The sequence below is a fragment of the Rahnella sp. AN3-3W3 genome, from assembly GCF_003263545.1.
In the GTDB taxonomy this organism is placed as follows: domain Bacteria; phylum Pseudomonadota; class Gammaproteobacteria; order Enterobacterales; family Enterobacteriaceae; genus Rahnella; species Rahnella variigena.
On sequence record NZ_JYDG01000104.1, the window covers coordinates 92,889 to 117,350 of the forward strand.

General features: G+C 51.9%; 20 protein-coding genes. 10 read left to right on the top strand and 10 right to left on the bottom strand.

The annotated features are described in order from the left end of the window. Genes UC15_RS22745 through UC15_RS22755 form a run of 3 tightly spaced genes read right to left on the bottom strand, consistent with a single transcriptional unit; the run spans window position 1 to window position 5,323 of the window. Window positions 1-1,038, bottom strand: a complete 1,038-nt coding sequence (locus UC15_RS22745; protein ID WP_112291154.1) for an AI-2E family transporter — start codon at window positions 1,036-1,038, stop codon at window positions 1-3. A 19-nt stretch (window positions 1,039-1,057) separates the two neighbouring features. Further along, window positions 1,058-4,153: an efflux RND transporter permease subunit gene (locus UC15_RS22750; protein ID WP_112291156.1), complete on the bottom strand. Its 3,096-nt coding sequence runs from the start codon at window positions 4,151-4,153 to the stop codon at window positions 1,058-1,060. Between the two features lie 9 nt (window positions 4,154-4,162). Beyond that, window positions 4,163-5,323: an efflux RND transporter periplasmic adaptor subunit gene (locus UC15_RS22755; protein ID WP_112291237.1), complete on the bottom strand. Its 1,161-nt coding sequence runs from the start codon at window positions 5,321-5,323 to the stop codon at window positions 4,163-4,165. 562 nt (window positions 5,324-5,885) lie between these two features. Here UC15_RS22755 and UC15_RS22760 point away from each other — a divergent pair. After that, a complete protein-coding gene (locus UC15_RS22760; protein WP_112291157.1) occupies window positions 5,886-6,431 on the top strand; it encodes a cytochrome b in 546 nt (181 codons plus the stop codon). A 64-nt stretch (window positions 6,432-6,495) separates the two neighbouring features. Further along, window positions 6,496-7,071 carry a YceI family protein gene (locus UC15_RS22765; protein ID WP_112291238.1) on the top strand — a complete coding sequence of 192 codons (576 nt, stop codon included), beginning with the start codon at window positions 6,496-6,498 and terminating at the stop codon, window positions 7,069-7,071. 73 nt (window positions 7,072-7,144) lie between these two features. Here UC15_RS22765 and UC15_RS22770 read toward each other — a convergent pair whose 3' ends face one another. Further along, the gene (locus tag UC15_RS22770) at window positions 7,145-8,200 is read right to left on the bottom strand and encodes a rhodanese-related sulfurtransferase (protein ID WP_112291159.1); all 1,056 of its coding nucleotides are present in this window, start codon (window positions 8,198-8,200) and stop codon (window positions 7,145-7,147) included. Between the two features lie 230 nt (window positions 8,201-8,430). On the opposite strand from UC15_RS22770, the gene UC15_RS22775 reads away from it, so the two are divergent. The 4 genes from UC15_RS22775 (at window position 8,431) to mdtG (ending at window position 12,970) form a co-directional block, all read left to right on the top strand. Then, complete coding sequence (locus tag UC15_RS22775; protein ID WP_112291160.1) at window positions 8,431-9,528, top strand: NADH:flavin oxidoreductase/NADH oxidase; 1,098 nt, start codon at window positions 8,431-8,433, stop codon at window positions 9,526-9,528. 340 nt (window positions 9,529-9,868) lie between these two features. Beyond that, the gene (locus UC15_RS22780; protein ID WP_112291162.1) at window positions 9,869-10,804 is read left to right on the top strand and encodes a Kdo(2)-lipid IV(A) acyltransferase; all 936 of its coding nucleotides are present in this window, start codon (window positions 9,869-9,871) and stop codon (window positions 10,802-10,804) included. Window positions 10,805-11,014: 210 nt separating this feature from the next. Continuing rightward, window positions 11,015-11,449, top strand: coding sequence for a DoxX family protein (locus UC15_RS22785; RefSeq protein WP_112291163.1), 435 nt, complete (start codon window positions 11,015-11,017; stop codon window positions 11,447-11,449). 282 nt (window positions 11,450-11,731) lie between these two features. Further along, window positions 11,732-12,970: a multidrug efflux MFS transporter MdtG gene (gene mdtG, locus UC15_RS22790; RefSeq protein ID WP_112291165.1), complete on the top strand. Its 1,239-nt coding sequence runs from the start codon at window positions 11,732-11,734 to the stop codon at window positions 12,968-12,970. A 40-nt stretch (window positions 12,971-13,010) separates the two neighbouring features. Here mdtG and UC15_RS22795 read toward each other — a convergent pair whose 3' ends face one another. Continuing rightward, window positions 13,011-13,409 carry a VOC family protein gene (locus UC15_RS22795; RefSeq protein WP_112291166.1) on the bottom strand — a complete coding sequence of 133 codons (399 nt, stop codon included), beginning with the start codon at window positions 13,407-13,409 and terminating at the stop codon, window positions 13,011-13,013. Window positions 13,410-13,622: 213 nt separating this feature from the next. On the opposite strand from UC15_RS22795, the gene UC15_RS22800 reads away from it, so the two are divergent. Continuing rightward, window positions 13,623-14,030: a MysB family protein gene (locus UC15_RS22800; protein WP_112291168.1), complete on the top strand. Its 408-nt coding sequence runs from the start codon at window positions 13,623-13,625 to the stop codon at window positions 14,028-14,030. 16 nt (window positions 14,031-14,046) lie between these two features. Here the strand turns inward: UC15_RS22800 and UC15_RS22805 are convergent, their stop codons facing one another. From UC15_RS22805 to UC15_RS22815, 3 genes are all read right to left on the bottom strand, one after another. Further along, entirely contained in the window at window positions 14,047-14,292 is a 246-nt protein-coding gene (locus tag UC15_RS22805) for a YceK/YidQ family lipoprotein (protein ID WP_112291169.1), read from the bottom strand. A gap of 204 nt (window positions 14,293-14,496) precedes the next feature. Further along, on the bottom strand, window positions 14,497-17,079 hold the full coding sequence (mdoH, locus tag UC15_RS22810) for a glucans biosynthesis glucosyltransferase MdoH (RefSeq protein ID WP_112291171.1): 2,583 nt from the start codon (window positions 17,077-17,079) through the stop codon (window positions 14,497-14,499). Further along, window positions 17,072-18,607 (bottom strand): glucan biosynthesis protein G, encoded by a 1,536-nt coding sequence (locus tag UC15_RS22815; RefSeq protein ID WP_112291240.1) that lies wholly within the window; start codon window positions 18,605-18,607, stop codon window positions 17,072-17,074. Before UC15_RS22815 ends, mdoH begins: the two co-directional genes overlap by 8 nt. A 332-nt stretch (window positions 18,608-18,939) precedes the next feature. Here UC15_RS22815 and mdoC point away from each other — a divergent pair, with 332 nt between their 5' ends. Continuing rightward, the gene (mdoC, locus tag UC15_RS22820) at window positions 18,940-20,124 is read left to right on the top strand and encodes a glucans biosynthesis protein MdoC (protein WP_112291172.1); all 1,185 of its coding nucleotides are present in this window, start codon (window positions 18,940-18,942) and stop codon (window positions 20,122-20,124) included. An 81-nt stretch (window positions 20,125-20,205) separates the two neighbouring features. Here mdoC and UC15_RS22825 read toward each other — a convergent pair whose 3' ends face one another. Then, window positions 20,206-21,237, bottom strand: coding sequence for an HlyD family secretion protein (locus UC15_RS22825; RefSeq protein ID WP_112291174.1), 1,032 nt, complete (start codon window positions 21,235-21,237; stop codon window positions 20,206-20,208). A 56-nt stretch (window positions 21,238-21,293) separates the two neighbouring features. Further along, a complete protein-coding gene (locus UC15_RS22830; protein WP_112291175.1) occupies window positions 21,294-22,895 on the bottom strand; it encodes an MFS transporter in 1,602 nt (533 codons plus the stop codon). Window positions 22,896-23,152: 257 nt separating this feature from the next. On the opposite strand from UC15_RS22830, the gene UC15_RS22835 reads away from it, so the two are divergent. Together UC15_RS22835 and UC15_RS22840 are read left to right on the top strand one after the other, a co-directional pair. Further along, window positions 23,153-23,932 carry an IclR family transcriptional regulator gene (locus UC15_RS22835; RefSeq protein ID WP_112291177.1) on the top strand — a complete coding sequence of 260 codons (780 nt, stop codon included), beginning with the start codon at window positions 23,153-23,155 and terminating at the stop codon, window positions 23,930-23,932. Between the two features lie 29 nt (window positions 23,933-23,961). After that, complete coding sequence (locus UC15_RS22840; RefSeq protein ID WP_112291178.1) at window positions 23,962-24,408, top strand: universal stress protein; 447 nt, start codon at window positions 23,962-23,964, stop codon at window positions 24,406-24,408. The last annotated feature ends 54 nt before the right edge of the window (window positions 24,409-24,462 follow it).

Below are 24,462 nucleotides of genomic sequence, written 5' to 3' on the forward strand. Positions count from 1 at the left end.
TTAGCGTTTCAGCGGTCCGTCGCCCAACAGGACGGCAATTTTGTGACCAGCAGCGGTCGGCTCCAGTGCAATTTTCAGCACAATGGTCAGCGGTACTGACAGCAGCATTCCCACCGGCCCCATCAGCCATCCCCAAAAAATCAACGATACAAACACCACCAGCGTTGAAAGCCCAAGCCCGCGGCCAAGAATTTTCGGATCAATAATGCTGCCAAACAGCAGATTGATCAGGATATATCCGCCGGTCAGAATCAGACCTTCACTGAAGCCATTGAACAAAAATCCCTGAATGATGGGAGGAATTGCCGCGATAAAAGAACCAATATTGGGGATATAGTTGAGCGCAAAAGCCAGCATCCCCCAGAGAAACGCAAACCTGATCCCCATAACGGCCAGCAACGCCCACACCGCCAGCCCGGTCACCACGCTGATCAGCGTTTTGATCACCAGATAACGGGTTACGCTGTCGAGCGCACGCTGAACATTCGCCATGCCCTTGCCCGGATCTTCGGACAACTGCTGCACCTTATAAGGCAGTTGCGGAACTTCGAGCAGCATAAAGGCGACGGTCATAAGCAGTAAAAATAAACCCGCCATAGCATTAGACAGATAGCTGATAAGCTTGCTGACCAGATTGAGCATGAAGGCCGGATCAATATAGCCGGCCAGTTGTTCAGGTGTTAATGAAAATTCTGACCAGTGGAACCTGGTATCAATTTCGATCAGCTTTGCTGCAATCAGCCCGCGATACTGCGGCAATGTGCGGGCAAACTCATTCAGGGTCATCAGCAACTTGGTGGTCAGAAACACCATCAGGCATACCGTCAGGGTCGCAACCAGTAATACCGCGAGTGCCCGGGGCACCCGCCATTTTCCCAGTAAGACAATCAGCGGATTGAGGACGAAAGCCAGAAACAGCGCCAGAATGAATGGGACAATGATATCCGCTGCCGATTTAATGCCCGCAAATATCACCACCAGCATCGCCATCATCACGACGATCCTCAGCCCCTGAGTTGTCACCATTGTCTTTCGCAAATTTCTTTCCCTCATGCCTTTAGCGGGATTTCGTCCACTCACGTAAACACTGAATATGAACATACAGCGCCGGGATAAACAGGATCCCCACCGTCGTGGACAGCAACATGCCGCTAAACACTGTGACACCGATAATATGACGGCTCATGGCTCCCGCTCCTGACGCCATTACCAGAGGTAACACGCCGAGAATGAAGGAAATGGCCGTCATCATAACAGCACGAAAACGCTGTTTCGCCCCTTCCTGCGCGGCTTCGCGGACGGATGCCCCTTCTTCCCTGCGCGCTTTGGAGAACTCGACGATCAATATAGCGTTTTTCGCGGCCAACCCGATGAGCAACACCATGCCAATTTGAGCATAGACATCGTTACTTAATCCCGCTAAATGCAGGCCGCCGATAGCGCCAAATACCGCAAAAATAACCGAAATCATGACCACCAGCGGAATGCTCCAGCTCTCGTATTGCGCTACCAGGAACAGATAAGCAAACAGAAGTGCCGCGGCATAGATAAGGATTGCCTGCCCTCCGGCCTGAATTTCCTGCAACGACATTCCGCTCCATTCATAGCCATATCCTGCCGGTAACTTTTCACTGAGGATATTTTCCATCTGCGCCATGGCCTCACCAGAACTGACGCCCGGCGCTGCCGCCCCGCTCACCGCCAGTGACGGGAACTGGTTATATTGCGTAATAAAGGGCGCGCCCAGTGACGGTTTCAGCTCCACCATTTTCCCAAGGCTTACCAGTGAACCGTTATCACTGCGCACAGTGAGTGTCGAAATCTGGTCCGCGCGCTGGCGATCTTCCATTTCATTTTGCATCTGCACGTTAAACAAACGGTTGTTCTTGATGAAATCGCTGACATTCACGCCGCCCAGAGACGTCTGTAATGTCGAGAAAATCCTGCCAACGGGCACCTGCATCATGGCGGCACGATCACGATCCACGCTTAAAGCAATTTCCGGTACGGAGGCGCTGAAGGTTGTGAAGACACGGCTCAGCTGCGGATTTTGATTAGCACTCTGGATTATCGTTCGCCCAATCTCTGCCAGTTCCTGCGGGGATTGTCCCTGCAAGGCCTGAAGGCGTAAATCCAGTCCGGAAGCGGTTCCCAGCCCGGAAATCGCCGGCGGATTTATCGCCATGATCATCGCGGAAGGAATGCCCGCCATTGCCGGTTGCAGACGACCGATCACCTGATCCACTGCGCTGCGCTCACCCCAGGGTTTGAGCAATACAATGCCGAACGCAGTATTGGGCGCACTTCCGCCGCTCATCAGGCTAAAACCGCTGATAGCGATCACATCTTCCACCGCAGGATCCTTCTCCAGAAGGGTCTGCATCTGTTCCAGCACGGCGTCAGTCCGGTTCAGGGATGCACCATCTGGCAACTGCACATTCACGAAGAAGTAACCCTGATCTTCATCCGGCAGAAAAGATTTTGGCAGGCTGTTGTAGCCCCACACGCAGGCGCCGGTAATGACCAGCACCGTCGCTACGCTGGTCAGGGCATGTTTACTCAGACCCGCAGCGGTTTTGACATACCTGTCACGCACCTTGTCCAGCCCCTGATTAAAGAGGTGGAAAATGCGGGCGGGTTTCTCAGGGCGCGGTTTGAGCAACGTCGCGCAAAGTGCCGGCGTCAGCGTCAGCGCATTGATACTGGAAAGCACCACCGCAGCAGACAATGTAACGGCAAACTGACGATACAGGGCGCCGGTAATGCCAGGCAAAACCGCAATCGGGACAAATACCGCCAGCAGAACCACGGTCGTCGCAATTACCGGGCCCGCAATTTGCTTCAGGGCTTTGCGGGTGGCGGCAACGCGTCCGAGAGACGGGTCTTCCATCATCAGACGCTCGACGTTTTCTACCACCACAATGGCATCATCGACCACCACCGTCAGGGCCAGAATAATGGCGAACAAACTCAGCGTATTGGCGGAATAGCCAAAGGCGTACAGCACAGCAAATGTGCCAAGCAACGAAACCGGAATGGTCAGCGCGACGATGAATGTCGCTCGCAAGCTTTGCAGGAACAAATACACAATTGTCAGAACAACGATAAAGGTCAGCACCAGTGAAACAGCGATTTCATCGAGCGTAGCGCTGACAAAACGGGTTGAGTCGAATTTAATTTCATAGGTTAGGTCGTGAGGAAAATTGCGCGCCTGACGCGTCATCTCTTCACGCACCGCATTGGCCACATTCAGCGCATTCGCTCCCGGCGCGGGATATACAGACAGGAACGCAGATGGCGTCTGATTCAGTGTGGCATTGACCTGATAATCCTGCGCGCCCAGTTCAATTCGCGCGACGTCCCGCAGACGAACCGTTCCGCCATTGGCATTCTTGCGCACAATGATATTGCCGAACTCTTCCGGCGAACTCAGCCGTCCGGCACCGCTAATGGTCAGGGTTTGCTGCTGCATCGATGGACTGGGTGACGCGCCAATCTGTCCGGCAGCGGCCTGTACGTTTTGCTCGCGGATAGCCGTGCTGATTTCAATACTGCTGACATCCAGCGCTTCCATTTTGTTCGGATCCAGCCAGATCCGCATACTGTAATCACGCGAACCGAAAACCCGGACATCACCTACACCATCAATACGCGCCAGCGCATCGCGTAACTGGATGCTGGCAAAGTTACTGATAAATAATTTGTCATGCGTATTCTTAGGTGAAAGCAGGCTGATCCCCATCAGAATATTAGACGCCTGTTTACGTACCGATACACCCGTACTTAGCACTTCCGGCGGAAGACGCGAGCTGACCTGAGAAATACGGTTCTGGACTTCCACGGCCGCGGTGTCCGGATCGGTTCCACTGGCAAAGGTGATGGTCAGGGTGTAACTGCCGTTATTGCCGCTGTTCGACGACATATACAACATATTACTGACGCCATTGACCTGCGCTTCAATCGGCGCAGCGACGGATTCCGCCACATCGCGCGCGCTGGCACCGGGATAAGTGGCGCTGACCGAAACCACCGGTGGAGTAATATCAGGATACTGCTCAACCGGGATCACCTTCAGTGCAACGGCACCCATCAGCGCCGTCACCAGCGCGATCACCACCGCAAAACGGGGTCTTTTGATAAATTGCTGAAGCATCGTTGTTCCTTAACCTTTCTTAGCAGCGGCGGCTGAGACGTCAGAAGCGTCCCGTACACTGACCTTCATGCCTGGCTGAACCTGTTGCAGGCCTTCCGTCACGACACTTTCGCCGCCCTGCAATCCTTCCGCCACGAAATAGCCGTGAGAAGTTTGTGCGCCAAGCCGGACAGGACGCGCCTCGATGCGCTGTTCAGCATTCACCAGCAGAACAAAATATCCTGTCGCATTTTGCTGCAGAGCCTGCGCCGGTAATACCGGCAGCTGATCCCCTGTGTGCGGCTGGGCGGTGACATTGACTGTTCCGCCCGGCAATAAACGATGCTCAGGATTGGCGACCGTCAGCCTGACCGGCAACGTTCCTGTCTGTGCTTCGATGCGGTTACCCAGTGACTCAAACACCGGCGTTTTCATATAGGGTGAGCCATCCGATAAGCACAGGGACAAAGCCATATGGGTATCAGAAAATGCCTGCCCGAGGTCACCGCTGGTATGCGTCGCGCTAAGAACATCCCGCTCGTTGACCGAAATCACCACGCGGACGGGATCAAGTTGCACAATTTCCGTCATTACACCGCTGGCCGGACTGACCAGGCTGCCGGTATGAAAATGACTCACGCCGATGCGCCCCGAAATGGGCGCGGTGATACGGGTGTAACTGAGCTGAAGTTCCTGCGTTTTCAATGCAGCCTGGGCTTGCGCCACGGCAGCGCGGGCGGTATCACGTGCGGCGAGCGCCGTATCGACATCGGACTGACTCACCGTACGCGCATCTCCCAGACGCTGAATACGGTTCAGATGTGTCTGGGCGTGGCGCGCGGTGGCATTCGCACTGTCCAGCTGGGCCTTTGCCTGAGCAACCGCGGCCTGATGCAGGGCCGGTTCGATTTCATACAGCAGATCCCCGGCCTTCACGAACTGCCCTTCTTCAAAGGCGCGGCGGGCAATAAATCCTTCCGTCCTGCTGGTGATATTCACCGCCTGAACGGCCTCAAGGCGCCCGAGATAAGTACGGCCAACGCCGTCAGCCTGAGTTTTGATAGTGGCCGCGGTTACTACCGGCAGAGACTGCGCAGCATGAACGACCAGCGGGGCGATGAATAATGTCAGCAGTACCGGAATGGCGGCAAAACGTTTTGTTGCAGTGAACCGTTTTGTTGCAGTAAACATAGTGTCACTCTCCATGTGATGCCGGATGCCGCTCTCTTTGAATTCAGGGAAAGAAACCTCATCAGGAAACATCAAATATAAGACAATAAAAATATTCCTAATCGGAATTAAAAAGGATTATAAATATCATCCTATTGCATAAGCTGATCTCGATCAGGTCTGAACAAAACCCTAAAAGTCTTTACGCTTTCTTTAAGAAACATTGAGTCTTTCCGACATAAATACTGCCTTATTCCGTATCCTCAGCCATTCAACAAACCTCAAGCCAAAAGCATTCGATTTTATTAATCACTGTTGCAATCATTATTTTTACTCAAATTTTTAGAAGAAAAGCAAACTTTACCGTCGATGACAAAAGTTGACAAACCCTTGCCCGCCCTGCCTTACACTCAAAAACCCGTATCTTCGTGCAGATAAAACGAAAGCACTGAATAAGATCATGATAAAAACATCAAAAATAATGAAAGAGTAAAATTAATCGCCTTTTTTGGAAATAATAGTTTGCCAGAATGTTTCTAAATGTTTAATTTCCACAAAAAGCCTTAGTCGAGATCGCCTGTTTATGTTGTGGAAAAATACGCCCGTCCGGTTTGGTCATATTTCAGTAATCCTTCACTGGATTATAGCACTGGCCGTTTACGGATTATTTGCACTGGGATTGTGGATGGTCGGACTGGGTTATTACGACACCTGGTATCACCGTGCGCCGGAAATACATAAAAGTATTGGCGTACTGGTATTTATTGCCATGGTATTTCGTCTGGCCTGGCGCTTTATTTCACCGCCGCCTGCGCCTCTTGAAAGCTATAGCGCGAAAACCCGGATCGGCGCGTGGCTTGCTCATGTTCTGTTATTTATCGGGTTGTTCGGCATTCTTATCAGCGGCTATCTCATTTCGACCGCTGAAGGCCAGGCCGTCAGCGTCTTCGGCTGGTTTGAACTTCCCGCAACGCTGTTCGGATTGAATCAGCAGGCGGACATTGCAGGCACCCTGCATCTGTGGCTGGCGTGGGGCATTGTGATTGTCTCGGGGTTCCACGCGCTTGCAGCGCTTAAACATCATTTTATTGACCGAGACAGCACCCTGACACGCATGCTGGGGCGCTGATCCGGTTAAGGTTCTGCTCTTTACTTATGTTGTTCGCATTATGGATAAACGGAGAATAACCATGTTGAAAAAAACCACTCTGGGTCTGACGCTGGCATCCCTGTTAATGGCCGCCGGTTCTGCCACCGCAGCAAATTACAAAATTGATAAAGAAGGTCAGCACGCCTTTATCGAGTTTCGTATCAAACATTTAGGTTACAGCTGGCTCTACGGCAGCTTTAACGATTTTGACGGCGGATTCACTTTCGACGAGAAAGACCCAGCGGCGGATAAAGTGAATGTGACCATTAACACGACCAGCGTGTTTACCAACCATGCCGAACGTGACAAACATCTGCGCAGCGCTGAATTCCTGAATGTCGGCAAACATCCGCAGGCAACGTTCAAATCAACGTCAGTGAAAAAAGAAGGTGAGGATCTGGAAGTCACCGGTGATTTCACTCTCAACGGCGTCACCAAACCGCTGACCCTTCAGGCCAAATTGCTCGGTCAGGGCAAGGATCCGTGGGGCGGCTATCGTGCAGGCTTTGAAGCCGCAGGCACTATCGCGCTGAAAGATTACGGCATCACCACCGATCTGGGTCCTGCGTCTCAGAATGTGGAGCTGATTATTTCCGTGGAAGGTGTGCAGGAGAAGTAATTCACTGCGCCAAAAAAGCCCTGAACAGCGAATGCCGTTCAGGGCTTTTTGTCATTCAGCATTCAGACGCAGATCAGTCGTTTTCTGGTGACGGAATGTGCATGGTGGTTTGCAACAGGCCTTTGGACTTATTGAAAATCTTGATGCCGTTTTCACGGCCAGCACGCAGCGCACGCTGTTCTTCCACCGGCAATTTCAGTTCGGTCATACAGATTTCGCTGCAACAACCGTCAAACTTCGCCGCACACGTCGGGCACTGAATAAACAACAGATGGCAGCCGTCATTTTTACAGTTGGTGTGGTTGTCGCACGCTTCGCCACACTGGTGGCAATGCGCGATCACGTCATCAGAAATACGCTCACCCATGCGTTCATCAAAGACAAAGTTTTTGCCTTTAAATTTGACCGGTAATCCCTGCTCTTTCGCACGGCGCGCATATTCAATAATGCCGCCTTCAACGTGATACACATTCTTAAAACCGTTATGCAGCATATAGGCGCTGGCTTTTTCACAGCGGATCCCACCCGTGCAATACATCACGATTTTTTTGTCTTTGTCTTCTTTAAGCATATCAACGGCCATTGGCAGCTGATCGCGGAAGGTATCCGATGGCACTTCTATCGCTTTGTCAAAATGCCCCACTTCATATTCGTAGTGGTTACGCATATCAACAAACAGCGTGTCCGGATCGTCAATCATGGCGTTGACCTGTTCGGCTTTCAGGTACTCACCCACGTTAGAAGGATCGAAAGTATCATCATCAATCCCGTCCGCCACGATACGGTCACGCACTTTGAGACGCAGCACCCAAAAGGATTTACCGTCGTCTTCCAGCGCCACGTTCAGACGAATTTGATCCAGCGCCGGATGGCTGGAAAACAGCTCGGTTTTAAACGCCTCAAACTTGCTCTGCGGAACGCTGATTTGCGCGTTAATCCCTTCTTTTGCCACGTAAATACGACCAAACACGTTAAGACGCGTCAGGCTGACATACAAAGCATCACGGAAGGTTTTCGGATCTTCGAGCTGGAAATACTTATAAAAAGAAACGGTGGTGCGCGGCTCTGTTTCAGCCAACATGCGCGCCCTGAGTTCCTCATTAGAAATACGGTTATGTAACACTGGCATGGTGTACGTTCCTGTCTTTCAGGGGAATTTAACTATTGGATACCGAATAGCTACTTTTGAAGCGGCAAGATTATACATTAAAGCAACAACGAGGACATCTTCCGTTGCAAATTCGTCATAAGAAAAACACCTGCTGTTCATTGCCCATGTTTTAAATGCGATAACCTATTCTTAGATATCACCCATCCTTGGGAACTCTTCACAACGCTGAATTTTAAGGGGCATGAAATATGAGTAAGCTTTTTGAACCAATTACCTTAGGCGAGCTGACGCTGGAAAACCGCATTGTGATCGCGCCAATGTGCCAGTATTCCTCCGATGAGGGGAAAGCTACTGCATGGCATCACGCCCATCTGGGGCAGTTATCCTTCTCGGGTGCCGGTCTGCTCATCCTTGAAGCCACTGCCGTTGAAGCCGCAGGACGTATCTCTGCCGAGGATTTGGGGTTATGGGACGATGCCACTGAAGCAGCAATGAAAGATCTGATTACCGGCCTGCGCGCCAACAGCAAAATGCCGCTGGGTCTGCAACTGGGACACGCCGGTCGCAAAGCCTCCTGCGCAGCGCCGTGGAACGGTGGCGCGCAAATCCCACAATCTGCTGGCGGCTGGCAAACGGTCGCACCTTCCGCGATTGCCTTCACAGAGGGCACTGAAGCACCTGAGGCGATGTCTCTGGCGCGTATTGATGAACTGAAAAAAGCGTACGTTGAGACTGTCCGCCGCGCGGATCGTCTGGGCTTAGACCTGCTCGAACTGCACGGTGCGCACGGTTATCTGCTGCATCAGTTCCTGTCACCGCTGTCAAACCAGCGCACGGATCAGTACGGTGGCTCACTGGAAAACCGTATGAGATTGCTGCTGGAAATCTTCCAAGAAATACGTGCCGAATTCCCGGCTGAAAAACCGATTGGTGTGCGAATCTCTGCCACTGACTGGGTGGAAGGTGGCTGGGACCTGGAACAATCCATTGAACTGGCTAAAGCGCTGGACAAGCTGGGTTGCAGCTATATTCACGTCTCCAGCGGCGGCCTGAGTCCGCAGCAGAAAATCGCCGTTGGCCCGAACTATCAGGTGCCTTTCGCTGACGGCATCAAGCGTTATGTGAACATGCCAGTGATCGCCGTAGGACTTATCACCGAACCGGAGCAGGCTGAAGCCATTATCGGCACCGGTCAGGCTGATATGATTGCCCTCGCTCGTGGCATTTTATATAACCCGCGCTGGCCGTGGCATGCCGCCGCGAAACTGGGCGCCAAAGTTTCGGCGCCGAAACAGTACTGGCGCAGCGAGCCTCACGGGCTGAAAGGTCTGTTCCATTCGGAATAACCCCTCAGTCGCAAAAGCACAACAGGCAGCCTTCGGGCTGCCTGTTTCATTGACAAAAACCGTTTATCTGCTGATATTTGATGCGATGTATACCATGGCAAAACGGATGAGCAGATAAAAACCAAATTGTTTTCCATTCACCCAATCCATAAGTAAAATGAGGTATTAGTGCCGTGAATTTTCACCTCATCCAAAAAAGATGCCACAATGTTTCACATTACTGCAAATAATTACGAACAACTTTTATTCCCATCGAAATATGGACGTATTTCCGTGGCAGGCTGCTGCACTAGACAGAGCTTATAAACTTTCTACTTCGATCCATTGACGCAGAGAATCTATGACTCAGGTACCCACCTTTAACCGCTCGTTGCTGCACCCACGCTACTGGATCACCTGGCTTGGTCTGGGCTTGCTGTATGCGCTGGTATTATTACCTTATCCGGTCATTTATCGAATTGGCACCGGACTGGGCCGCTTCTCTATGCGTTTTCTCAAACACCGCTATAAAATTGCGCAGCGTAATATCGAATTATGTTTCCCGGATATGCACCCGGAACAGCGTGAAGATATGGTGGTGAAAAACTTTGAATCCGTGGGGATGGGCTTATTTGAAACCGGTATGGCCTGGTTCTGGCCGGACTGGCGTATCGAGCGCTGGTTCAAAGTCAGCGGTCTGGAGCATATCCAGCACGCACGTGACAACAAACAGGGCGTGTTGCTGATAGGCGTACATTTCCTGACGCTGGAGCTGGGCGCCCGCATTTTCGGCATTCACAATCCGGGCGTGGGCGTTTACCGTCCGCACGATAATAAGCTGATGGACTGGATCCAGACCAAAGGACGTATGCGTTCGAACAAAGGGATGCTTGATCGCAAAGACCTCAAAGGTATGATCCGTAGTCTCAAGCAGGGCGACATCATCTGGTATGCGCCCGATCACGACTATGGCCCGCGTGCCAGCGTATTCGTTCCTTTCTTTGCCGTGGATAAAGCCGCAACGACCACCGGCACCTACCTGCTGGCGCGGATGGGCAAACCGGCCATTATCCCATTCACTCCGCGCCGTCTGCCGGGTGGAAAAGGCTATGAGATGATCATTCATCCTCAGGTGGCTGACTTCCCGCTGGATGATGAAGTGGTCGCCGCGACGTATATGAATAAAGTGGTTGAGAACGAAATCCGCCAGGCGCCGGAGCAATATATGTGGCTGCACCGCCGCTTCAAAACGCGCCCGCAAGGGGAACCGTCGCTCTATAAAGCCCTCAGGGATTAACGTACCAAACCGGCAGACTCAGGTTCTGCCGGTTTTTTGATTTGCTTCGACAGTTTTTTTGACAGACATCTTCAAAGTTATCAGATTTTATCCCATCCCGTTTAGGCCAATACTCTCTGCATAATTTCTCCACGTGATTACTCCGCTGATCTTGGAGCCGCGTGACCCCCTGCCTGCACCCGTGCATGTTACCTTCAAAAGGAACACATTATGTTGGCTAAACTGAACGCTTCTTTTACCCGCGCCATTGATCATCAGGATTTTGGTAAGCTGCTGTTACGTCTGACTTTTGGCATTCTCATTTTATTTCATGGCGTGGCTAAAATGGAAAACGGTGTCGGCTGGATTGCCCAGATGTTGCAGGCTGACGGTCTGCCTGGTTTTATCGCCTATGGCGCTTACATTGGCGAAGTGATTGCGCCGGTTCTGATTATCCTGGGTATTTTCACCCGCCCTGCTGCGCTGGTAATGGCCTTCAATATTTTAGTCGCTGTGTTCCTGGTCGTCGCCGGTAAGTTCTTTACCACCACAGAAGTCGGAGCCTGGGGTCTGGAAGGTGAAGCCATGTACTTCTTCGGCGGTCTGGTGATCATGTTCCTGGGCAGTGGCCGTTACTCCGTTATGAAAAACGAAGCCTTGCGTTAATCGGTCTTTTTTGCGTCATCCTGGCTGTTATTAAATCTGTGTCTGTCGCGGTCAGCTTCGTTGCTGGCCGTTTTTTTTGCATTTTTCACCCTCCATTTGATCTTCTTCACTCCCCGATTTTTTTAAACCTGTATTTTAGTTCTTACTGTTACAGTTCATTAACATCATTGAAGTGAATGATAATTAGGCGCATAATTATCATGCCAATTGATTGTTACTTGTGCTCTGTCTTGTTTCCGTCTGTCATTCCAGAGCGAACCTGACCTCATTTTTCGGTATTTTATGACTCCGGCACCTGAACCTGAAATCGCACCAGATCCTATAAACTGGAAACGTAATCTGTATGTTGCCTGGATTGGCTGCTTCCTGACCGGTGCCGCATTCAGCCTTATCATGCCGTTCCTGCCCTTGTATGTAGAAACCCTCGGTGTTACCGGCCATGAATCCCTGAATATGTGGTCGGGGCTGGTTTTCAGTATTACCTTTCTGTTTTCTGCTATCGCCTCGCCTTTCTGGGGCGGACTCGCCGACCGTAAAGGCCGTAAGCTCATGCTGCTGCGTTCCGCGCTGGGCATGGCGATTGTCATGGCGCTGATGGGCTTTGCACAAAATATCTGGCAATTCCTGATCCTGCGTGCGCTGCTCGGGCTTCTTGGCGGATTCGTCCCTAATGCCAATGCGCTGATCGCCACCCAAATTCCGCGCAATAAAAGCGGCTGGGCGCTGGGCACGTTATCTACCGGTGCGGTCAGTGGCGCACTGATCGGCCCGCTGGTCGGGGGGTTGCTCGCCGACAGCTACGGTTTGCGTCCGGTGTTCTTCATCACCGCCTGCGTGTTATTCCTGTGTTTTCTGATGACGCTGTATTTCATCCGCGAGCAGTTCGTGCCGGTGAACAAAAAGGACATGCTCAACCGTAAGCAAGTTTTTGCTTCGCTGAAAAACCCCAAGCTGGTGTTATGTCTTTTCGTCACTACGTTGATTATTCAGATTGCGACCGGCTCAATTGCGCCGATTCTGACGTTATATGTGCGTGAACTGGCGGGAAATACGCAAAATCTGGCGTTCATCAGTGGGATGATTGCGTCGGTACCGGGCGTGGCCGCGCTGATGAGTGCGCCCCGTTTGGGCAAACTCGGCGACCGGATTGGCCCGGAGCGAATTCTGGTGGCGATGCTGGCGCTGTCAGTGTTACTCCTGATCCCCATGGCTTTTGTCCAGACGCCATTACAACTCGGTATTTTGCGCTTTCTGCTGGGTGCCTGCGATGGCGCACTGCTTCCCGCCGTGCAGACGCTGCTGATTTATAACTGTACCAATCAGGTTGCCGGACGCGTGTTCAGCTACAATCAGTCTTTCCGCGATGTCGGGAACGTCACCGGTCCGTTACTGGGCGCGGCAGTATCCGCCAGTTACGGCTTCCGTACGGTATTTTTCGTCACGGCGATGGTCGTGCTGTTCAATGCGGGATATTCGTACTGGTGTCTGCAACGTCGCCCTAAACAGGCCATGGCGGACTAGCGCCTGACTGGCGTCGCAAGGCTTGTACTGACGCAAGTTTCTAGACGCTCCAGTCACGCTGAGCCAGAACCACGCGATAACCATCGATATCCTCAAAGGTTTTACCGCATTCATCCCAGTAAGGATTAAACGATGGCGCGGCGATAAAACCCGCTTTTGACATCAGCTCACACTGACTACGCCATTCCTCCTTATCCGGGATATAGAACACCAGGAGATTGTCCTGCGTGGGCGCCCGCCCAACTGATGTGCCGTGGTGATGCGTGAACTCCAGATGATAATGGTGATGCGGATGCCCTACCAGCACACCATCAAAGCCCTGATGATCGCTAAAACGGCCAATCTCCCCGAAACCCAGCCCCTCACAATACATCCGCGCCAACGGTTCAAGATTATCCGTCGGACGCGCCACCCGCATAACTGTCTGTCGTGAAACCATTTGTACCTTCTCTCTTTTTATCCGATGAAAATCACCAGCAAGAAATTGAGAATAGCAGAAAATAATCCGACTGATTTGGTCTGAAAACTTGCATCCTGCCAGTTATCGACAACAATCATTTAATCAGGTTTTTCACTGTCAGATGGTCGTTACTTGTTCATTAATAACGCTATTTGCTGCACCCCTATTTCCCTTTCAATCCAGGAGACAACAATGAGCATGTACGCAACGCTTGAAGAAGCTATTGATGCCGCCCGCGAAGAATTTCTCGAAGCTGCGCAAGACAGGATCCATGGTGATGAGGAGCCCGTTCCGGATCAGTTCAACCTGCAAAAATACATCATGCAGGATGGCGATATCATGTGGCAGGCAGAATTTTTCACCGGTGAAGGCGAAGCTGTCGACGCACTGACTTTCCGCAGCGGCGCGGCAGCGCAGGCTATCTTTGACGAGGACTATGATCAGATAGAACTCGAAGAAGAGTGGGATGACGAAGCCACGTTATATGAATGGGATGAAGGCGAATTCCAGCACGAGCCGCAGCTTGATACCGAAGAAGGTGAAGCCGCAGCGGAAGAATGGGATGATGAAGACGAATATCCCGGCCGCGATATCGATTAAGGGCGCGGATTAAGACTCATTCATAAGGCCCGTGGCGGGCATCAATCGGCAACATAAAAGTGTCGACAATCATTGATAAAGGGACGTCAATGACGGTGACGTAACGCCACGGGCTGTCACGCAAATCCCACTGCACGCCGGGATAATACTGATTGCCATGTCCCTGCCCCGGAACGGTACGGCTGATAATACTGCCACATCCGGCAAGCAGAGTGGTCAGTAACGCCAGCACACATCCACGTAAAACAACCCGTTTAATCACTCACACAACCTGTCGAATCAAATCAAAAGAAGCACGCTTTTTAGCGCAAAATTGCGCTCTGAGCTTAGCACGCGCGTGACACTTTCAATGTTAAGGGGAGGTAAAATTTACACTGTAATCCGCTAAAGATTACCTGTCTTCACGCATAAAGAAAACGGGCAGTATGTTTGCACATACTGCCCGTTTTTAGCCCTGCACTGTCAGTCAGGCGGGTTTTACTTCCAGCGTCTGCGTAACAGGGAACGCCTGTACGTTGCGAGGCAGCTGGTTGTAGTATGCACCCCATGCCTGCTGATCCGGTTGCGTCCACACCGCAGAGTGTAAACGTGCCATCAGCACCGGATCACTCAGCAGAATCAGACGATCCGCTTTACCCAGATCCTTCGGACCAGTTTTCAGCGCATGTTCCAGATGAGCACGACGACCGTTTTCAACGGCATCGCGCAGCAGGTGGCGGGACGTTGCCATCGCCGTTGCCAGTGCGTTGAAGCCCGGATCAAATACCGCGTGCATGAAGCCATTCTGCAGCTTACGTTCGCGGTTCAGCGTCAGGTATTCTTCAGTCGCCACCAGTTCACGCGGAGGATTGTACTCTTCCGGGATCAGGAACAGTTTGGCTCGTTTACTCTTAATCCCAAGCGTTGCACGGCTCGACAACACCGAAACAATCGGCGACAAGATCAGAGAGAAGACGATTGGCGCCAGCCACCACAGGAAACGCAAGTCCAGCCATGCCATACCGGCAGCCCAGACAGCACCCAGCAACAGCTGAGATCCATGACGCTTGAAGGCTTCGCCCCATGGCGTGTCATCATCATCACGCTGCGGTGAGTTCCAGACCACTTCCCAGCCAAGGAACGCGCTGACCACGAAAACGGTGTGGAACAGCATACGTACCGGTGCAAGCAGTACCGAGAACAACATCTCGAGGAACATCGAAACCAGCAGACGCAATGCACCGCCAAACTCTTTCGCGCCCTTTGCCCAGATCAGCACAATACTCAGCAGCTTCGGCAGGAACAGCAAGACCATGGTGGTCGAGAACAGGGCTATCGCCAGTTCAGGACGCCACTGCGGCCACACCGGGAACAACTGACGTGGTTGCAGGAAGTATTGCGGTTCCATCAGCGTATGAACGACCTGCAATGCGGTAGACAACGCGAGGAAAGTAAACCACAACGGAGCAGAAAGATAAGACATCACGCCCGTCAGGAATACCGCACGGTGAACCGGGTGCATCCCCTTAACCAGGAACAGACGGAAGTTCATCAGGTTACCGTGACACCAGCGGCGGTCGCGTTTCAGCTCATCCAGCAGGTTTGGCGGTAACTCTTCGTAACTGCCCGGCAGATCATAGGCAATCCACACGCCCCAGCCTGCACGGCGCATCAGCGCGGCTTCCACAAAGTCATGAGACATGATGGAACCGGCAAATGAACCTTCACCTGGCAATGGCGCCAGCGCACAGTGTTCGATGAACGGCTTCACGCGGATAATCGCGTTGTGGCCCCAGTAGTGAGATTCGCCCAGCTGCCAGAAGTGCAGACCGGCGGTGAACAGCGGGCCGTATACGCGGGTCGCAAACTGCTGGCAACGCGCATACAGCGTATCCATACCTGACGCTTTTGGCGCAGACTGAATAATACCGGCGTTCGGGTTAGCATCCATCAGACGAGCCAGGCCGGTCAGACATTCACCGCTCATGACGCTGTCGGCATCGAGAATAACCATGTAGGCATATTCCCCGCCCCAGCGACGGCACCAGTCATCAATGTTTCCGCTTTTACGTTTCACACGACGGCGGCGACGGCGATAGAAAATACGCCCGTGACCTTCGACGTCACGGCACACTTCCATCCAGGCTTTTTGTTCCGCTACGCAGATATCCGGATCGTAACTGTCGCTGAGCACGTAAATATCGAACTGATCCAAGTCACCCGTGGCTTTGACTGATTCATACGTTGCACGAAGACCCGCGAAAACGCGCTCCACGTCTTCGTTACAAATTGGCATGATCAACGCAGTACGGTTGTTCGGATTCAGCGGCTCATTGCCTTTAGTCGATGCTGTAATGCTGTATTTGTCACGACCGATGAGCAATTGCAAAAAGCCCATCAGTGCGGTCCAGAAACCGGCCGAAACCCAGCAGAACAGAATCGCAAACAGCACCAGAATTCCGGTCTGTAAGACATAAGGCAGCAATTGCAGAACCGACTGTTGCCAGTCCTGATTCAGCATATCGCTTGGGTCGATGAGCGCCCAGCCCTGATAAGGCAGGATAGTTTTCATGTACCAGGTAGCGATTGCCGTTTGAACCAGCATCAGGATAAGCAGGATATAACGACGAACAGAACCGGCATGACGCCAGCGCTTTTCCGACTCAGGCATTTCTGAGGCACGATGGCGGGAAGCCGCACTGCGCCCCATCAGGTTATCCCAGAAGCGACCGACCGGGTTGGTGCGCCAGACATCAGGGAACATGCTGGAGCGTTTAACCGGTGGCATCGCGCGGGCGATGGTACGGCCTTCATTATCGACTTCGTCCAGAGTGCCCTTCTCCCGGGCATCTGGCCAGCTTGCGCTGACGCGTGCTTTGACTGACACCAAAGGGGCATCAGGATCCGCAGCATCAACGATGGCCGACACATCACCGCCTAAGCGGTGATGGACGGTTGCAAAAGCCTGCTCTTCAGCAACGGGAAGCTGCTGAGTGAGCGCCGCTTTCTGTTCATCAGTAAGCGGCAAAGCTTCTACATAATCTTGAGTAGAGTGCGTTGACTTATTCATTTGCAGGCAGCTGATAGCTCCAGGTTTCACTCAGAGTTTTGTCGCCATTGGCCAGAGAAGCGCGCATTTCGATCGCTTTCTTCGGATCCTTCACTTTGAGGCGCAGCGTCAGACGCCAGCCTTTAGTGACAGGATTATAGCGGACGGAGTTTTCAACCAGATCACCGTTGTCACCAACGCTGACCTGAGACGCCACCGGCGTATCGCTCTTCAGTGCTTTCAGATTTGGACCGACGAAATCAATCAGGAAAGCAACACTGCCATCTGGCTCACGGATCAGGTTCGACTGTTTCACATCACCCGTAGAACGCATTGTCCGTTCAACCCACGCCAGATCAGGAGAATGTAATTTCTCCTCTTCACGGGTGAAGTGTAGACGATAGTTCAGACTCAGCGGTTTGCCTGCATCAGGCAATTGCTCCGGCGTCCAGAAAGCAACGATGTTGTCATTGGTTTCATCAGCCGTCGGAATTTCGACCAGCTCAACTTTACCTTTGCCCCAGTCGCCTTTGGTCTCAACCCAACCGCTCGGACGCAAGTCGTAACGGTCGTCCAAATCTTCGAAGTTGGAGAAGCTGCGACCACGTTGCAGCAGACCGAAGCCTTTCGGGTTTTCCATTGAGAACTGGCTAACCGCGAGGTGTTTCGGATTGTTCAGCGGACGCCAGATCCATTCACCGTTACCGGCGTGAATCGACAGACCGTTGGAATCATGCAGCGCCGGACGGTAGTTCAGTACCGGTGAAGGCTGATTTGCGCCAAACAAGAACATACTGGTTAATGGTGCCACACCCAGCTTGCCCACTTTGTCGCGCAGATAAACCTGTGACTGCACATCCACCGTCGCTTCTTTGCCTGGATAAACGTCCAGACGATAAGCACCGGTTGCACGTGGAGAATCCAGCAACGCATAAATGACTAAATGTTTTTCATCCGGATTTGGACGTTCGATCCAGAATTCACGGAAACGCGGGAATTCTTCGCCGGAAGCCAGTGCCGTGTCGATTGCCAGACCACGCGCGGATAAGCCATAAACCTGACCTTTACCGATGACGCGGAAGTAGCTGGCACCCAGCACACTCATAATTTCATCATCTTTGTCGGCTTTATTGATCGGATAAAGCACTTTAAAGCCGGCAAAGCCGAGGTTTTTCACTGAGTCAGCGTCATGTTTGACGTTGCCAAAGTTGAAGTAGTCCGGGCTGTATTTGATTTCTTTAACTGAGTTCGCCGTCACTTCGTTGATTTTAACCGGCGTATCGAAATACATACCCTGATGATAAAACTCAAGCTTGAACGGCGTATTCAGGTTTTTCCAGTACGCTTTATCATGATTGAATTGAATTTGTTGGTAATCTGCGAATTTGAGATCGCGAAACTGAGACGGAAGATTGCTTTTCGGCGCTTCGTAACCTTTATCGGCTAATGCCTTCGCTTGTTTGGCAACATCATCTATAGAAAAAGCCCAGGCAGATGAGGTGAACATGGTCATCAACACTGCGGCACTTAGCAAACGGACTTTGATCATACGTGACCCTATGGAAAAATTTTTATCCGACACCTTGTCTCCTTTACGCGCGCTTAACTCGTTAACTGTAACTATTTTAAGGGAAGTGTCAGGTTTCCGACAACTTGAGCAGTCGATGGTTCAGCCATTGATGAACCGTTTAAGCGCGACCGGATACAAGGATATCAATTCGTTGAAACTCCGGCTATGGAAACTTGTCCTATAACAAAGCATGTTTTAAGGTTAGAAACTAAACTAATGTCAACGAGGGTCATTTTTGCTTACCGGTAAAATTAGGCCTAAAGACAAATCACGCTCTAAAATTAGGATGAGCTCTCTACCACGGATACGTAATGAAAGAACAAAAACCACAACGTGAGTTCTTCTTAGACTCCATCCGCGCATATTTGATGCTGCTGGGTATCCCTTTCCATATATCATTGATTTACTCCAGTCATATCTGGGCGGTAAACAGTGCAATTCCCTCTCACGGCCTGACAATATTCAATGATGTCATTCACGCCTTCCGGATGCAGGTATTCTTTGTTATCTCAGGGTATTTTTCTTATATGCTCTATGAGCGCTACAATCCCCAGCAATGGCTGAAGGTACGTCTGGAGCGCGTCGCCATTCCGCTGGCGGCGGCTTTCCCGCTCATCACTATTCCGCAGTTGTATTTCCTGATGAAATTTACCGATAAATTCTCCGGCTGGGACAGCATGGGTTTTTATCAGAAAATTAATGCCACCGTCTGGGAACTGGTCTCACATTTATGGTTCCTGTTAACGTTAGTTATTCTTACCAGTATTTGTTTTTACCTGTTCAAATTCATTAAAGAAATTAAGAGTAGTCGTATTCAAATTATAAAAAGCCGGACAAACAGCTTAGGAAAACTCTCAATTATATTTTTGTTCATCGGATTAATTTACGCGGTATTTAACAGAAGCTTGTATCTTTTTGCGCCTGAGCTACTTTCAAACGGTGCTTTTAATTTCATCGTTATGCAGACGTTGTTTTATCTGCCATTTTTCATCATCGGTGCGTTTGCTTATAAATTCTCCTGGCTGAAAGAGTTGTTCCTGAAACCTTCGGCAACGGCGGGCGTGGTCAGCATCTTCCTGTTCGTGGCATACATGTTCAATCAGCATGTAAATACCCCGCAGCTGTATTCGATGGAAATTGATGCCATCATCACTACCCTGCTGGGCATCCTGATGGTTAACGTGGTGTTCTCGTTCAGCCATTACCTGCTGAATTTCCAGGCGCCGTGGATAACCTATCTGGTAAATTCATCACTGTTTATCTATCTGATCCACCACCCGTTAACGCTGATTTACGGTGCATTTATTACGCCGAAAATCCACAGTGACTGGCTGGGCTTCTTCCTGGGACTGGTGTTTGTGTTTGGTATCGCGTTCTTCCTTTATGAGGTTCATAAACGCATCCCGATCCTGCGTTTCCTGTTCTCAGGGAAACCACAGCACCCGGCAAAGAAAAACGCATCTGAGCCAACGCCTCCTCAAAATCAGGCATCCTGACCCCTTTTGCGAAGCAGACATAAAGAAAAGGCGGCCCTGCTGATGCAGAGCCGCCTTTTTAATTGCTGAGCAGGCGCTTTATCAGCGCGCTGTCTGAATCGACGGGATCACCGACATCCCCACCTTCAGACGACTGGCATCAGGCTGATGCGCATCCAGCACAATTTTCACTGCCAGCCGTTGCACCACTTTAGTGTAATTTCCTGTCGCGTTATCAGGTGAAATCGGCGAAAACGTCACGCCGGTTGCAGGAGAGATGCTGTCCACTTTGCCTTTCAGCACCACGCCCGGCAGCGCATCAACTTTAATTTCTACCGGCTGCTGCGTCTGCACATCACCCAGTTGAGTCTCCAGATAGTTCGCCACTATATAAGCGTCCTTCAGCGGCACAATCGCCAAAACGCGTGTGCCCGCGCTGACATATCCGCCAATACGAACCGAGCGCTGGCCGACCACGCCGTCAACCGGCGCAGTAATTTCAGTATAAGAAAGGTTCAGTTTAGCCTGCGCCAGCGCAGTCGCCGCTGAATCGATTCCGGCTTTTGCCTGCGCCTGCTGTGCTTTCAGGACATCCACCTGCTTTTCAGCACCCAGTGCCGCGGCTATATCACTTTGCTGCGACGCCAGTTTCGCACGTAAATTGGCATCGGATTCGTCACGTGCATCGGCAGTGCCAGAGCCATTTTGCAGCAGTCTTTTGTAGCGGTCCGCACTCTGGCGCGCATAGGCAATGCTTGCGGCATCCGAATTCACCAGTGCCTGCGCCTGCAAAATAGTTTGTTGCTGCTTAGCCAGTTGTGCGGTCAGGCTTAGCATCTGCGCATTGGCTGTTTCCAGATTAGCTTCCGCAGTCTGCACAGCGTTGCGGTAATCCCGGTCGTCTATTTTTGCCAGCACATCCCCCGCTTTCACGTTCTGGTTATCCTGCACATAAACCTCGGCGATAGTGCCAGAAATCCGCGGTGCGACCAGCGTGGAATCAGCAGATACAAAGGCATCATCGGTAACAGGCCGTGAGATGCCGCTGAGGATCCAGAAAGCGACTACCGTCAGAATGATCACCACCACAGCGGCAATCAGCCAGCTCAGGCGGACGGATGAGGTTTTCGTCATGATTCTTATCTCTCGTTTTTTTTATAGTAAATTCAAATAGTCAGGTGATGCTGCATTCAGGGACGCTTAACCAGCGACTGAGGGGGATAAGTCCTTTTCGGCAAAACGGCGACCAGCAAAACCAGGAACAGTGCCAGCCCGATGATGACCATATAGGTGTCGGATATCCCCAGCACCAGCGCCTGTCGTTTCACACCTTTGGCAAACTGAGCAAGGATTTCTGTCGAAATCGCTGCACCCGTGCTGTTCAGCGGCGCAAGGAAAGTGCTGTCGCCGGCATAAGGCTGGGACAGCAGATAACTCACACTGCCGGCATGATTAAGTAAAATGTTGGAATGGAATTGTTCACGATGGCTGACAAAAACGGCCACAAGGGAACCGCCCATGACACTGCCCAGCCCGCGGGTAGTGTTGAACATCGCTGAAGCAAAAGGCCCTTCCTGAGGCTGAACCACGCTGGTGGCGCTCATCAGAATTGGCAGCACCGCCATCGGTTGTCCGAAAGCCTGCATTATCTGGATCAGATAAAAGTTTTCGCGCGACCAGACACCGGTGATCTGCGTTCCCAGAAAACAAGAGAAACCCACCAGCCCCAACCCGCAGGCCAGCACCCAGCGGCTGTCTATCCAGCGCATGGTCAGCACGAAGGCCACCAGCGGTGCGAGCAATAACTGCGGTACACCTATGGTCAGCGCCAGCGGCCCGACCTGTACCGCGCGAAATCCGCCAGCTTGCTCCATATAGCTGGCAGGCAATACCGAGCCGGATAAGAAGAGAAACATCAGCGCGAAGAGCGTGATCAGGCCATGCGCCAGATTATGCCGACGCAACATCTGTAATTTGAAAAGAGGCAACGGATGGTGCCATTCGTTCACCAGGAAAAGTGTCAGCAAGCCGAGTGCGCCAAAAAACATCAGCGTGATAAGAGGAGAGTTGAACCAGTCCAGCCGTTCGCCCTGCTGCAACGCCAGAACTAACAGTGTAATCCCGGCGGGGCCGGTCAGCATTCCGACGGTGTCCATCTGTTTAAACCGCTCAAGCCGCAACGGATCCTGCGGCAGACCGTAAGCAACCATGGCGAAGGCCAGAAGACACGGCGGGATCACCTGCCAGAATACCCATTCCCAGCCAACGTAATCCGTCCAGATTGCCGCCAGTGACGTGGCCATATTGGGTCCGAATGTTGCCGTCAGCGCATAGGCGCTCAGCCCGTATAACTTGAGGTGCGGTGGCATAAAACGCAGTGCCGCAGTCATCAGCAACGGCGGCAACGCACCGCCAAAAATCCCCTGCACAGCACGCATTGCGATAAACACGGGCAAATTGGGGGAATAAGGCAGAACCGCGGCCAGAACCAGAAAGCCCATCGTGACGAACAGAGTAAAACGACGCAGCGAAAATGTCATAGCAAACCACGGTGCCAGCATCATGGCTGACACTTCCGCAGCCTGATAGGCACCGATCAGCCAGGAACCCTGATCAGAACTGATACTCAATGCACCACGCACATCCGCGAGCGCGATATCAGTCACACGGTCATTAAGACCTGAACAGAGCGAGGCGATTAATACGCCGATTAGCCCGATCACCAGTCTCAGGGTGAAAGGCTGCGGAACAGGCATCGTGGCGGCAGGTGCCGCCGTGACTGACTGATTCATAAATTCATCAACTCGTTAACTTCACTGCTTTATAAGTGCGGTGAGAGGAAAAGGCAGGTTTGTATCCTATGAGCTTCAAACATCGGATGGATCACATACATTTCGATGCAATGCACCACATTGCGATACAAGCAGAAATACTATAATACGGTGCAGTGTATTGCAATGTGATTAAAAATTGTTTTTAACCCGGCGAGCCATTACATTGACTGCTCAGGATCCAGATTGGGATCACCGGTGGGGGAAAAGGAGAAATGATGGCTCAGGACATTCCGGCAGACGAAGAACGCAGCAGTGGGATCCAGGTTATCTCGCGCGCAGCGACCATTCTCAATGCACTGGGAAAACACCCGCAGGGCATGAGTCTTGGCGCAATTGCCAATGAGGTAGACCTGCCCCGTTCGACCGTGCAGCGCATCGTCGCGGCGCTGGCCGAAGAAGGCTTAGTGCGCTCAGAAGGCAGCGGCGGCGTGCGTTTAGGCCCGACGCTGCTGAAACTGGTTTCCACCGTGCATACTGATGTGATTGCCATCGCCTCCCCTTTCCTGCGTCAGCTTTGCGATATCACGCAGGAAACTGTTTCACTGGGGCGTGCGAGTGGCCGCCAGATTGCCAATATTCACAGCATCGTGGCCGAGCGGGAATTACGCGTGGTTCCCCGGGTCGGTTTGAATCTGCCGATATACAGCACGTCCGGCGGCCGCGCCCTGCTGTCGCTGAAAACGGATGAAGAAATCCGCATTCTGGTGGGCGAGGTTCTGGAACCTGCAACCGAAAATACTGTACGCACATTTGATTCCCTGCTGGAAAAAGTTGCCGCTGTGCGTGAAAGCGGAATCGCGATGGAAGAAGGCGAAACGGTCAGCGGCGTCACCACCCTTGCCGTAGCAATAGATACTATTCTGGGGAGGTATTCCGTCTCCGTACTTTTCCCGACGGCCCGACGCGCAGCCAAAGAAGCACAAATCCGCGAAGCGTTGCTGGAGTGCAAAACCGCCCTGATTGGTGAAATCGGCAAGCTGAGTGAGAACAAATAACAGCCCTAAAAATGAATAAAGGAGTTCCCGTGTTTGATGTCATTTTGTTGGCGGTGGACGGATCAAAGCAGTCGCCTTTTGTCACAAATCTTGCCTGTCAGCTGGCTAAAGGTCAGCCTTCGACCGTTTATGTTACCTGTTGTATTGATGAATCTTATGCTCTGGAAGATAACGGAGATGAACCGGGTGAAATTGTTGATTATCCGCCGGCAGAAGTAGAGCAAAACACTGCCCGGGCTGTCGTCGGTCAGGCCATGGCAACACTAAAGCAGGCGGGTATCCGTGCCAAAGGTAATCTGATTGTCGGGCCTGCGGGTGAAGCGCTGGTGGCGGAAGCCGCAAGGATCAATGCTTCCGTGATTGTTATCGGCCACCGCCAGCTTTCCGCTTTTGGTCGCATGATGAAAGGCTCGGTCAGCGCCGACGTGATCGAAGATTCGCCCTGCCCGGTGCTGGTTGAAGTCCGGGGCAATTAAGCCTGTAGTTATAAACTTGTAGTGATTAACTCATCCTTATAAAAGCAAAAAGCG